11 protein-coding genes and 1 tRNA gene are annotated in these 12,864 nt (G+C 60.8%); 7 read left to right on the forward strand and 5 right to left on the reverse strand.

Annotated elements, in window-relative coordinates; all coding sequences use genetic code 11:
• Positions 1-97: 97 nt before the first annotated feature.
• The gene (locus tag H147_RS0116040) at positions 98-2,362 is read left to right on the forward strand and encodes a TRAP transporter permease (protein WP_019956412.1); all 2,265 of its coding nucleotides are present in this window, start codon (positions 98-100) and stop codon (positions 2,360-2,362) included.
• Between the two features lie 97 nt (positions 2,363-2,459).
• Here the strand turns inward: H147_RS0116040 and H147_RS0116045 are convergent.
• Both H147_RS0116045 and H147_RS0116050 read right to left on the reverse strand, forming a co-directional pair.
• Positions 2,460-2,534 (reverse strand) — tRNA-Asn (locus tag H147_RS0116045).
• Between the two features lie 58 nt (positions 2,535-2,592).
• The gene (locus tag H147_RS0116050) at positions 2,593-3,528 is read right to left on the reverse strand and encodes an MBL fold metallo-hydrolase (RefSeq protein ID WP_019956413.1); all 936 of its coding nucleotides are present in this window, start codon (positions 3,526-3,528) and stop codon (positions 2,593-2,595) included.
• A gap of 47 nt (positions 3,529-3,575) precedes the next feature.
• On the opposite strand from H147_RS0116050, the gene H147_RS0116055 reads away from it, so the two are divergent.
• From H147_RS0116055 to H147_RS0116075, 5 genes are all read left to right on the forward strand, one after another.
• On the forward strand, positions 3,576-4,895 hold the full coding sequence (locus tag H147_RS0116055; protein ID WP_019956414.1) for an ATP-binding protein: 1,320 nt from the start codon (positions 3,576-3,578) through the stop codon (positions 4,893-4,895).
• A gap of 96 nt (positions 4,896-4,991) precedes the next feature.
• On the forward strand, positions 4,992-6,416 hold the full coding sequence (locus H147_RS0116060; protein ID WP_019956415.1) for a circularly permuted type 2 ATP-grasp protein: 1,425 nt from the start codon (positions 4,992-4,994) through the stop codon (positions 6,414-6,416).
• A gap of 1 nt (position 6,417) precedes the next feature.
• Positions 6,418-7,359, forward strand: a complete 942-nt coding sequence (locus H147_RS0116065) for an alpha-E domain-containing protein (protein ID WP_026352614.1) — start codon at positions 6,418-6,420, stop codon at positions 7,357-7,359.
• Complete coding sequence (locus tag H147_RS0116070) at positions 7,359-8,156, forward strand: transglutaminase family protein (protein WP_019956417.1); 798 nt, start codon at positions 7,359-7,361, stop codon at positions 8,154-8,156. The genes H147_RS0116065 and H147_RS0116070 overlap by 1 nt, the downstream gene beginning before the upstream one ends.
• Positions 8,157-8,189: 33 nt before the next feature.
• Positions 8,190-8,921: a proteasome-type protease gene (locus H147_RS0116075; RefSeq protein WP_026352615.1), complete on the forward strand. Its 732-nt coding sequence runs from the start codon at positions 8,190-8,192 to the stop codon at positions 8,919-8,921.
• 35 nt (positions 8,922-8,956) lie between these two features.
• Here the strand turns inward: H147_RS0116075 and H147_RS0116080 are convergent, their stop codons facing one another.
• Positions 8,957-11,002, reverse strand: a complete 2,046-nt coding sequence (locus tag H147_RS0116080; protein WP_019956419.1) for an NADH:flavin oxidoreductase — start codon at positions 11,000-11,002, stop codon at positions 8,957-8,959.
• 173 nt (positions 11,003-11,175) lie between these two features.
• On the opposite strand from H147_RS0116080, the gene H147_RS0116085 reads away from it, so the two are divergent.
• Positions 11,176-11,427 carry a GlsB/YeaQ/YmgE family stress response membrane protein gene (locus tag H147_RS0116085; protein WP_019956420.1) on the forward strand — a complete coding sequence of 84 codons (252 nt, stop codon included), beginning with the start codon at positions 11,176-11,178 and terminating at the stop codon, positions 11,425-11,427.
• 39 nt (positions 11,428-11,466) lie between these two features.
• Here H147_RS0116085 and H147_RS21265 read toward each other — a convergent pair whose 3' ends face one another.
• Together H147_RS21265 and H147_RS19960 are read right to left on the reverse strand one after the other, a co-directional pair.
• Entirely contained in the window at positions 11,467-12,036 is a 570-nt protein-coding gene (locus H147_RS21265; RefSeq protein WP_019956421.1) for a hypothetical protein, read from the reverse strand.
• A 389-nt stretch (positions 12,037-12,425) separates the two neighbouring features.
• Positions 12,426-12,864 (reverse strand): IS3 family transposase (locus tag H147_RS19960; protein ID WP_019956422.1); only part of this gene is annotated, 439 nt, incomplete at its 5' end.

The following is a 12,864-nucleotide window of genomic DNA, read 5'->3' on the forward strand; positions in this document are numbered from 1 at the left end:
CCGGCGCGCAATGCTCCGGCCCTTGTCCGACGGACAGGGTGATTGCGCCCTCCGTTGCGGGGCTTGGCCCCGTACTGCGTCAGGGGGGATATGCGCAATGGCCAAGGCCGACATTTCAAACGACAGCGTTCTGGACGATGACACCGGGCCTCTGGTCGGGCAGGGTGCAGACGAAGAAGTCATTGAGTATAACCGCAGGCTTTACACCGGCTGGGTCTATTGGGCGGTCGCAGGTGCCCTTGCGATCTATGCCTTTTTCCACATCGCCGCATTGAACGGGCTGTCGATCCGCGACATGACGGGCGGGCTGGTCAATCTGCCGTTCCTGCCCCGGCTGCCGATGGAATCCTGGACCTATCGCACTGTGCATATCGCCGGTGCGACCGCGTTGGGGTTCCTGATGTTTTCAGGCACATCCTTTGCCGACAGGGCCGACACGGGGCGCGACCGCCTGCTGAATTATGTTGCCTATGCGCTGATGATCCCTGCGCTGTTTTCGCTTGGTGTGACCTTCTGGTTCCAGAGCCTGATCGCATCGGGTACATTGTGGAACGGCATGGATGCGACGATCCAGTTCAATGAACGCTGGCTGTTCGGTATTCCGCTGATCGTGGCCACCTTTGGCGCAATCGTGTTGTCTTGGGTACATCAACGCCCGCGCAACCGGGTCAACCCGGCCGATCTGGTGCTGGTCGTCGCGGCACTTGCCGTGGCAAGCTATCTGGTGACGATCTACAACACCCCTATCCGTGCGACGACGGGCACGTCCTTTGCGCCGTTGGGTATTTCGCTTGCAGGGATCGCGGGTACCGCGCTTATCCTGGAGCTAACGCGGCGGGTGACGGGTCTGGCGCTGCCGATCATCGCCGGGGTGTTCCTTGTCTATGTCTGGCTGGGCCATCTGGCGCCCGGCGTGTTGAATTCGCCGCGCATCGCGTTGCAGCGGTTCTTCAGCCAAGTCTATACGGATGTCGGTATCCTTGGTCAGACGACGGCGGTGTCGTCGACCTATATCATTCTGTTCATCATCTTCGCGGCCTTCCTGCAGGCGTCGAAAGTCGGTGAATATTTCATCAACTTCGCCTTCGCCCTGACAGGACGCCAAAGGGGCGGACCGGCCAAGGTTGCGATCTTCGCATCCGGGCTGATGGGGATGATCAACGGCACATCCGCAGGGAACGTCGTTGCCACCGGCAGCCTGACCATCCCGCTGATGCACAAGGTCGGCTATGACAAGAAAACATCGGGCGCGATCGAGGCGGCAGCATCGACCGGCGGTCAGATCATGCCGCCGATCATGGGGGCAGGGGCCTTTATCATGGCCGAAATCACGGGCATTCCCTATCAGGAAATCGCCATCGCCGCGATCATCCCGTCGATCCTTTATTTCGCCTCGGTCTATTTCATGGTCGATCTGTCGGCGGCCCGGCTCGGGATGAAAGGCATGCGGCCCGAGGAACTGCCCAAGGTCAAGGCGATGATGAAACAGGTTTTCCTGTTCCTGCCCATCGTCATCCTGATCGCGGCCTTGTTCGCGGGGTATTCGGTCATTCGTGCGGGCACCTATGCCACGGCGGCCGCTGCAGTCGTCAGTTGGCTGACACCCTACCGGATGGGACCCCGGTCCGTCGCCTATGCGTTCCAGATCGCGGGCAGCATGTCGATACAGATCATCGCGGTCTGCGCCTGCGCGGGGATCATCGTCGGTGTGATCTCTCTGACCGGGGTTGGCGCGCGGTTCTCGAACCTGCTGCTGGGCCTTGCCGGCGTGAGCCAGCTTTTGGCGATGTTCTTTGCCATGGTGATTGCGATCCTTTTGGGGATGGGGATGCCGACGACAGCGGCCTATGCGGTGGCGGCATCGGTCGTTGCACCGGGCCTGATCCGGCTGGGGATCGACCCGTTGACGGCGCATTTCTTTGTCTTCTACTTTGCCGTCGTGTCGGCCATCACGCCGCCTGTGGCATTGGCCAGCTATGCCGCTGCGGGCATCTCCGGTGCCGATCCGATGGCCACGTCTTTTGCGTCGTTCAAGATCGGGCTCGCGGCCTTCATCGTACCGTTCATGTTCTTCTACAACAGCGCGCTTTTGATGGACGCGCCATGGCTCGAAATCGCGCAGGCGCTCACGACGGCGCTGATCGGTGTGTTCTTTCTTGCCGCGTCCGTGCAGGCCTGGCTTTGGGGCAAACCGGCGGGCCCACTCACGCGGGCGGGGCTGCTGATCGCGGCACTTTGCATGATTTCTGGCGGACTGATGACGGACCTGATCGGACTTGGCATTGCTGTCGGCCTGATCGTGATCAACCGCACGATCACGCCAGGCAGCAAGACGCCACTCGTGCAGGGACGGGCGGATTGAAACAGAAAAGGGTGCGGATCTCCGCACCCTTTTTATCATTGGCAGATACGAAAAAACCGCCCATTGGGCGGTTTTTCTGTTCAAATATCGTTATATTTGGCTCCGACGGTAGGGATCGAACCTACGACCAATTGATTAACAGTCAACTGCTCTACCGCTGAGCTACGTCGGAACATGGGGGTCGTATAGCAATGTGATTCCGCCCCGTCCAGAGCGATTTGGCGGGTTTTTCAAATTCCTCGTGGCGGTGACAAAACAGGTTTTGAAAGCCGGAAAACGGCCTCTGCGTCGGGTGCCGGTGCCGCGGTCACGATGCCGCGGGTGTGCAGGTCGATCAGATGCGCCAGCACGTTGCGTTCCGCCGCTTTGGCCAGCAGCGCAGACAGATCCGGATAGACCTGTGCCGTCACCGCCTGCGGCGTGGCAGGACCTGCGGTGAGCGCATCGATAATCTGCGCTTCGCGCTGCAATCGGTGCGCGATCAACCATGTCAGACGCGCCTGCGGATCAGTGACCGGCGCGCCGTGCCCCGGATAGAACTGCCCGGCGGAAACACCTTGGAGTTTGCGGCACGAGACCATGAAATCGGTCAGGTCGCCATCGGGCGGCGAGACAAGCGAGCTTGCCCAGCCCATCACGTGATCGCCGGAAAACAGGCCATCACCCCACAGAAAACACAGATGGTTGCCCAGATGGCCGGGCGTGTGGATCGCCGTGATGCGCCCCCAGTCGCCGTCCAGCACATCGCCATCCGCCAGCATCCTGTCCGGCGCAAAATTGTGGTCGATCCCTTCGCCGCCACCGGTCAGGCCACGCGCGACAAGGGCCACCAACACGGCACTGCGACCAGTCGTGGCACCGCCATAGGCGCAGACGGCTGCGCCGGTTTCTGCGGCAAGCGCAGGGGCAAGGGCCGCATGGTCCAGATGGCTGTGCGTCACAAGGATATGGTCCACGACGCGCCCGCCGATGGCCTGCAACACGGCTGTCAGATGCGCGGGGATCGCGGGGCCGGGGTCGATGACGACCAGACGGTCGCGACCCAGCAGATAGGTATTCGTGCCCGGTCCCGTCATCGGTGACGGGTTGGGTGCCAGTACCACCACCAGATCATCGCGCAGGGCCAAGGCCTGACCAGGGAGGGGTGCGAATTCCGCAGCGTCCATAATCATCGGCACTTTTCGGCGCGGCCAATGCCCGCTAGCGTCGCGCCATGACATTTCGCTGGATCAAAAACGCAATGCCGCGCGGGATTTATGCCCGGGCCGCGCTGATCCTTGTGTTTCCGGTCGTGTTCCTGCAATTGCTCGTATCCGTCGTGTTCATCCAGCGCCACTTTGACGATGTGACACAGCTGATGACAAGTGCGGTCAACATCGACCTCCAATTCCTGATCGATACCGCGAACGATGCCGATACAGCCGCAGCCGCCCGCACAGCCCTTGCGCCCTTTGGCGACGCTTTGCAGATCCGCACGGCCTTGCCCGCGCCGACACCGCCACCATCCGACATCAACCCTTTCGTCGACCTGACGGGTGCGACCGTGATCGAGACCCTGCGCACAGGGATCGACGATGTGCAGGTGGTGTCGCTGGAAGATCGTGGGCGCGTCGCACTTTGGGTCCAGACCCGCCACGGGTTGCTGGAAATGGATCTTTCGCGCAGGCGCATGTCGGCATCCAATCCGCATCAATTGCTTGTGATCATGGTGGTGATGGGCGCGCTGATGACGGTCGTCGCCTATATCTTTCTGCGCAACCAGTTGCGCCCGATCAAGCGGATGGCACAGGCGGCCGCCGATTATGGCAAAGGCCGGATCACGCCGTTCACCCCCACAGGCGCGGTCGAGGTGCGCGCGGCGGGCATGGCCTTTCTTGATATGCGCAACCGGCTGGAACGGCAGACGCAAAGCCGCACGATGATGCTGTCGGGGGTCAGCCATGACTTGCGCACGCCGCTGACCCGTCTGCGCCTTGGCCTGTCGATGCTGGATGATGCAGAGGCGGCGGATCTGTTGCGCGATGTGGACGACATGCAGAAACTGCTGGACGCCTTTCTTGATTTCGCGCGCAGCGACGCCGCGGACAACCTTGAACAGATCGTGCCCGCCGCGATCGTGCGGAGCGTGCTGCGCGATGCGGCGCGCATGGGCGAAAACGTGGGCCTTGCCGCGATCGAAGGACCAGAGGCCGCCGTCAATCTGCGCCCGCTGGCGATCCGGCGGGCGCTGGACAATCTTGTCGGCAATGCGTTGCGCTATGGCACCCGGGCGCTGGTCGGTGTCAGTGTCACGGAACGCGCGGTGCGTTTCTGGGTCGAAGATGACGGGCCGGGCATCCCGCCGGAACTGCATGAAGACGCGGTCAACCCGTTCGTCCGGCTGGATCCGGCGCGCAATCAGGACAAAGGCAGCGGCGTCGGCTTGGGCCTCGCCATTGTGTCCGATGTCGCGCGTAGCCATGGCGGCGCCTTGCGGCTGGGCAAAAGCGCTGCCCTTGGCGGGCTCAAGGCCGAACTGGTCATCAGCCGCTGACAAATTCCGCCTATAAAATAGGCATTTGCCCCGATCCGCATAAATCACACGCGGCGAAGCCATTGCAGTCTGGTCAGAATTTTGTAGGTTTGACGCATGGATAAACAGATCGAACATTTCGATGAAATGCTGGGCGCCTCGGGCGCACGCCCTCCTTACACAGGATATGACGCTTGGTTCAACGCGCAGGACCGGGCACGTCTGGCCAAGAAAGCCGCCGAGGCCGAAGCATTTTTTCGCCGAACGGGCATCACCTTCAACGTCTATGGCCAGTCAGACGCCGAGGAACGGCTGATCCCGTTCGACCTTGTGCCACGGATCGTGTCCAGCAACGAATGGACGCGTTTGTCGCGCGGCATCGAACAGCGGGTGCGCGCGATCAACGCCTTTCTGCACGACATCTACAACCGTCAGGAAATCCTCAAAGCGGGGATCGTCCCGATCGAGTTGATCGCCAAGAACGCGGCGTTTCTGCCGCAAATGATGGATTTCAACCCGCCGGGCGGTGTTTACACCCATATCGTTGGCACAGACATCGTGCGCACCGGCGAGAACGATTTTTACGTGCTCGAGGATAACGCCCGCACGCCTTCCGGTGTCAGTTACATGCTGGAAAACCGTGAAACCATGTTGCAGATGTTTCCCGAGCTTTTCAGCAAGATCAAGGTCAAGCCGGTCAGCGATTACCCCAAATCCCTGCGCCGGTCGCTGGAAGCCTCAGCACCATCGACCTGTGACGGGCGGCCTTGCGTGGCGGTCCTGACGCCGGGGATTCATAACTCCGCCTATTTCGAACACAGCTTTCTGGCGGACCAGATGGGTGTCGAACTGGTCGAAGGCCACGATCTGCGGGTCGTCGACGGCCATATCGCGATGCGCACGACACGCGGTTATCGCCGGATCGACGTGATCTATCGCAGGGTGGATGACGATTTCCTTGATCCGATGACGTTCAATCCCGGCTCGATGCTGGGGGTGCCGGGGATCATGGATGTCTATCGCGCAGGCAATATCACCATCGCCAATGCACCCGGCACCGGTGTGGCCGATGACAAGGCGATATACAGCTACATGCCTGATATCGTTGAATTCTATACGGGCGAACGCGCGATCTTGAAGAACGTCGAAACGCACCGCTGTTCCGAACCCGATGCGCTGAAATACGTGCTCGACAACCTTGCCGATCTGGTCGTGAAAGAGGTGCATGGGTCGGGCGGTTACGGCATGTTGGTCGGCCCGGCTGCCAGCAAAAAAGAAATCGCGGCTTTTGCGGCCAAGCTCAAGGCGAACCCCGGCAATTACATCGCACAGCCGACGCTGTCGCTGTCCACCGTGCCGATCTTCACCAAAAAAGGCCTCGCGCCGCGCCATGTTGACCTGCGCCCCTTTGCGCTGGTGTCGCCTGCGGGGGTGAACATCACGCCGGGCGGGCTAACGCGGGTCGCGCTCAAGGCGGGGTCGCTGGTGGTGAATTCCAGCCAGGGCGGCGGCACGAAAGACACCTGGATATTGGAAGACTGACATGTTGGGAAAAACGGCAGGCGGTCTTTACTGGATGTTCCGGTTTCTGGAACGGGCGGAAAACACCGCGCGCTTGATCGAGGCGGGGTTTCGCATCGCGCTGACGCGCTCGAACGATGCGGAATCGGAATGGAAATCCGTCATCATCACCTCCGCCGCGCAATCCGCCTTCGAGGCGCGCCATGACAAATACACCAGCGGCAACGTCGTGAACTTCCTTTTACGCGACGCGGAAAACCCCAGTTCGGTTCTATCGGTCACAAAATCGGCGCGCGACAACGCGCGACTGGTGCGAACCGCCCTGACCACAGAGGTCTGGGCCGCGGTCAACGAGACCTGGATGGTGCTGACGGACGCACTGAAAAAGCCGATCCCCGAAACCGAACTGCCCGCCGTATTGGCCACGATCAGGCAACAATCAGCCCTCGTGCGAGGCGCGCTCGTCGGCACGATGCTGCGCAACGACATCTTCGATTTCTGCCGTCTCGGCACCTTCATCGAACGGATCGACAGCACGGCGCGGATCATCGACGTGAAATACTACGCGCTGTTACCCGCCCCGTCCTTCGTGGGCAGCCGGATGGACAACGTACAATGGGAAACGATCCTGCGGTCCGTGTCGGCGCACAGGTCGTTCCGCTGGGCGGTCGAGGACGATTTCACCGCCCCCGCCATTGCGGATTTCCTGATCCTCGACGACCGGATGCCAAGGTCTCTTAGCCATTGCGCGGGACAGTTGATCAAGAACCTGGGCCATCTGGCCAAGGATTACGGCGAGGCGAAGCCATCGCATGAATTGGCCGACCGGATGAACGCAAGGTTGAAAAACCGCGAAATCGGGTCGATCTTTGATGAGGGGTTGCACGAATTCGTCGGATCGATCCTGCAGGAAAATGCGGCGATCGGTATGCAGATCGAGATTGATTACAGGTTCAACAACTGATGCAACTCACGATCAGCCACAAGACCAGTTATGCCTATGACATGCCTGTCGATTTCGCGCTGCAAAAACTGCGTCTGCGGCCGCTGACGAACACGATGCAGGACGTGGACGACTGGCAGATCGACGTGATCGGCGGCCAGATCGAGGCAAGCTATCTGGACCATTACGGCAACCACACCGATCTTGTCAGTGTGACACCGGGGGCCACGGCGGTGGACATCACCGCGCGCGGCCATGTCACGACCCATGACAAGGCGGGCGTGCTGGGCACAGTCTATGGCCGCGCGCCGCTTTGGCATTTTGCGCAATCGACGCATCTGACGGCACCGGGGGCAGGGGTGCGGGAATTCGCCCGCACCTTGGGCAAGATGAAGGACCCGCTGGCGTCCCTGCATGACCTGTCCAACGCCATCCGCGATGCGCTGCCGTATCGCACAGGTGTCACGGGGGCCGATACGACGGCGGAACAGGCGATCAAGATCGGTGCCGGTGTCTGTCAGGACCATGCGCAGATCTTCATCTCTGCTGCGCGGACGCGGGGCGTGCCCGCGCGCTATGTCGGGGGTTATCTGATGATCAACGACATCGTCGATCAGGATGCCGCCCATGCCTGGGCCGAGGCGCATATCGAGGGGCTTGGCTGGGTCGGGTTTGATGTTTCCAACGGTGTCGCGCCCGATGAAAAATACGTCCGCGTCGCCACTGGTCGCGATGCGAGTTGTGCCGCCCCCGTCAAGGGCATGCGCAAAGGCCCGTCCAACGAGACGTTGATTGTATCTTTACAGGTTCAGCAGTAGGTGTGTGATCACCCCCGTTAAGGACTTATCCGGATGACCTATTGCATAGGAATGCAGCTAGACCGTGGGCTGGTGTTCATGTCGGATACCCGCACCAATGCAGGCGTCGACAATTTTTCGACCAGCAAGAAGATGTTTCACTGGCATGTGCCGGGCGAGCGGATGATCACGATCATGACCGCGGGCAATCTGGCCACCACGCAGGCGATGGTCAGCCTGCTGCGCGAACGGTCGGTCACGACCGAGGAACGCAACCCCAGTATCCTGCGCGAAGCGACGATGTTCCAGATCGCCCGTCTGGTCGGCGCCACGTTGAAAGAGGTGATCGCCGAAAGCAGTCTCAGCGGTCAGCATTCGGCGGAACAATTCGCGGCCTCCGCCATCGTCGGCGGGCAGATCAAAGGCGGTTTGCCCACGATCTTTCTGGTCTATCCGCAAGGCAATTTCATCGAGATCACGCAGGACACCCCGTTCTTCCAGATCGGTGAGACGAAATACGGCAAGCCCATCCTCGTGCGTGCTTACGACCCGACGATGAGCTTTGAAGAGGCGGTGAAACTGCTGCTGGTGTCTTTCGATTCCACGGTCAAATCGAACCTGTCCGTGGGACTGCCTTTTGATCTGCAAATCTATGACAAGGACAGTTTCGCAGAAGGCCGCACAATCCGCATTGACGAGGATGACACCGTTTATCAGGCGATTTCAAGCGGTTGGGGCGATGCCTTGAAAGAGGCATTTCAACATCTGCCGTCCTACAAGGTCTAGAAACGCGGCAGAGGGTGGGCTTGTGCCCACCTTGCCTAGATATCTTTCACCAAGCGCAGCGCGTCAAAGATCGCGGCATGGGTGTTGCGCGCGCTGACTGCATCCCCGATGCGGAACAGCTGAAACCCACCGGCAGGATTGGTCGCCAGTGATTGCGCGCGTCCGGCGATGAGCGCGTCATGATCGACCTCGCCCATGTTGCGCGACAGGGGTTTGAGGTCGAAGTAAAGATCATCCAACGGCAGCGTTCCATAGTTGACCACGATCTGATCATAGGTCTTTTCCTTGGTAAAGCCGCTGTAATCGGTTCCGATCACCGCGCGCAGGCGGTTGCCGTCGCGGGTGACGTCCAGCAGGCGGCGCGTGACGGTAAAGGTCACGTCCTTGTCCTGCAAGGCGCGCATGTAGGGCACAAGGTTCATCCCCATGATTTCGGGCGCAAAGGTGCGGTCAGGTGTCATCACCTCGACGCTTGCGCCGGTGTCGGCGGCGACCTCGGCTGCCATCAGGCCTGGATGATCGCCGCTTTCGTCATAAATCAGCACATCCTGCCCCGGCTTCACATCGCCCGAGATGATGTCCCATGCACTGACCACCAGCGGGTTGTCCTGTTTCTGCTCGAATAGTTGCGTATTGGGCAGACCGCCCGTCGCCACGATCACCACATCGGGCGCAAGGGCAGTCACGTCATCCGCCTCGGCCCAGGTGTTGAAATGGAATGTCACGTCGCGTGCAGCGCATTGCGCCATGCGCCAGTCGACGATGCCGATCATCTCGCGCCGGCGGGGGTTGCGTGCGGTCAGCCTGATCTGGCCGCCGGGGTCGGGTTGCGCCTCGAACACTGTCACATGATGTCCGCGCAGGGCCGCGACGCGCGCGGCCTCCAGCCCGGCAGGACCGGCACCGATGACCACGACCTTGCGCGATATGGCGGCAGGGGCGATATCATGCGGCATCGACAATTCGCGCCCTGTCGCGGCGTTGTGGATGCACAGCGCCTCGCCAGCCTGATAGATCCGGTCAAGGCAATAGGTGGCGCCCACACAGGGGCGGATGTCATCCTCGCGGCCTTCGATGATCTTGCGTACGATATGCGGGTCGGCCATATGCGCCCGTGTCATGCCGACCATGTCGAGAAGACCCGCCTGAATAGCATGCCGGGCCGTCGCCACATCGGGGATGCGGGCGGCGTGAAACGTCGGCAGGCCGGTCGCCCGTTTGACCGCGCCCGCGAAATCCAGATGCGGCGCGCTTTTCATGCCCTGCACCGGGATCACGTCGGTCATCGCGGGGTCGGTATGGATACGACCTCTGATGACGTTCAGGAAATCGACCATCCCGGTGTCGGCCAGGCGCTTGGAAATCGCGATCCCTTCTTCGGGGGTGATACCTCCCGTGGCGGCCTCGTCCGCCGTGTAGCGCAGGCCGATGATGAAATCATCGCCCACGCGCGCACGGCAGGCAGCGAGCACATCGAGCAGCAATTGCATCCGGCTTTCAAGGCTCTGGCCCCCATAGGGCCCGTCCAGATCATTGGTCAGCGGCGACCAGAACTGGTCGAGCAGGTGGCCGTAGACCTGCAATTCTATTCCATCCATGCCGCCCGCCCGCATCCGCTCGGCCGCATCGGCGAAATCCGCGATGATCCGCGCGATATCCCAATCCTCGGCCAGTTTCGGAAAGGCCCGGTGCGCGGGTTCGCGGTGCCGGGACGATGACACCGAGGGCAACCAATCCCCCTTGGACCAGCCCGTCCGGCGGCCAAGATGCGTCAACTGGATCATCACTGCGCAACCATGGTCGTGGCAGGCGTCGGTCAATTGCCTGATCCACGGCACGACCTCGTCCTTGTAGGCAAGGATGTTGTTGAAAACCGGCGGGCTGTCGCGCGACACCGCAGCCGAGCCCGCCGTCATCGCCAGCGCAACGCCCGCCTTAGCGCGCTCGGCGTGATAGGCGGCATATCGCGCCTTGGGCATGCCGTCCTCGGGATAGGCGGGTTCATGGCTGGTGGTCATGATCCGGTTGCGCAGCGTCAGGTGCTTCAACTGGTAAGGCTGCAACAGGGGATCGGCGGACATCAACAGGCTCCGTGCTGGTTCACGTCCATAGTGACCAGCCCCGCGCGGATGTATAGCGGATTTGCGGCAGGCGGGAGAATGACACCGACAACCGGCATCTACCGGCCACGCCACGGGAACGGCGTGCACAATCGCGCGTTGGATCAGCGCAGCAAACAGCAACAGGACAGATCATGGGTATTCTCGGGATCATCATCATCGGCTTTGTGGCGGGACTGATCGCCAGGGCCGTCACGCCGGGCGACAATCATCCGTCCGGATTTCTCAGAACAACGGCGCTTGGCATTGCTGGGGCCTTTGTCGCATCGTTCATCGGGCAAACGCTCGGGCTCTATGGTACGGGGCAGGCGGCCGGCATCATCGGGGCAGCAATCGGCGCCGTGATCGTGTTGTCGGTCTGGGGCTATCTGCAAAACAAACGGTAAGGACGACGGGCTGCGGGCCTGCGCCCGCAACCCATTCGGTCAAAGATCCTGCGTCGCGCCGCAGATTTCTTCCATCTGCGCAATCGTGACCTGAACGTCGGTCAACGGATCGTCTTCGGACATCATCATATCGTCGCCGTCCATGGCAGGGCCCGCGTCCTCCGGGGCTGTCTCGGCGGTGAACGGCGTCACAGCGGTGCTGCCGGTTGTGCCTGTCGCGCCCGGCGCGCCGGTTGTGCCTTCGACCTGCGATCCGGTGACACCATCGGCAGGCGCCGTGTCTTGTGCGGCGCCTGCACCCGTGGCGGTGTCATCCGCCTCGGTCAATTGTTGCAGGTCGGCGCAATCGCGGCGGATGATGTCCTGATCCTCGGGCTCAAGGGTAGCCCATTGCAACGCAAGCTCCTCTGCGGGCCGCACCGTCAGCCTGTCCTGCGCGAACATCGCCATCACCAAGGTCTGCGGCCAATCACCGCCATAGGCAACAGGTTGCAGGTCCGGCGCATTTGTCTGGCTGGTGCTATCGTTGAGAACCTCGGCGGTCTGCGCCAAGGCGGCCCCCGCCGCAAGCTGCGCCGTCAGCGTCAATGTCAAAAGCGTATGTTTCATGATCAACTCCGTTTGAATTAGACGAAATGCCGCCGGACCGATTGTCCGGTGGCCTGTCGTCAAGCAACCCGAAGAGGAAGATGATTGTTCCGCTGATGAGAGAATGACAAAAAGTATCGGCAGTCTTGTGCAGGCACGCTCAGGCGCAGACGGACACGATCATACCAAGACTTTTGGGGTATTATGGCGGAGCAAAGTTTTTTTCTCGACCTGGTCTCTGTTTTGTGAGGCGCTGAGCTAAGGAAATTGCTTTACGATCATATTTCAGAGACTTAGCGGAAACGGTACGCTCTACACCTCGCACAAATCGGTTCTTTTGGCACTAATTTCACGGTCGTTTCCCGGGAAACCGGTGCTTTATCCTGACCTGCCCCCCGAGGCTCCCTCATTCATAACGAGAGTTTGCGGGTTTGGATTTCATATTCTTCGTCGTGAGTTTGGGCAAGCGCGTCGTGCGCTGAGCCCTCAAATTGCGCAAGCGCTCGATGCGCGTCAGCGGGTGTTTGGTTGCCCAGCGATGAATGCGGTCTGACGTTGTTGTAGTCGTATCGCCAGAGGGCCAGTTTGCGGCCGGCATCGTCTAACGTGTCGAAGATCTCCTCATTCAGCAGCTCGTCTCTCAGGCTGCCATTGAAGCTTTCGATGAAGCCATTCTGCTGGGGTTTTCCGGGATCAATGTAGTGCCAATCCACGTCGTTATCCCCGGCCCATTTCAGGATCGCTCGACTGGTGAACTCCGTGCCATTATCGCTGACAATACATCCTGGCTTCCCGTAGACACGCACAAGCGCATCCAGTTCCCGCGCAACCCGAGCACCCGAGATGCTG

The organism is Yoonia vestfoldensis DSM 16212 (assembly GCF_000382265.1).
In the GTDB taxonomy this organism is placed as follows: Bacteria; Pseudomonadota; Alphaproteobacteria; order Rhodobacterales; family Rhodobacteraceae; genus Yoonia; species Yoonia vestfoldensis.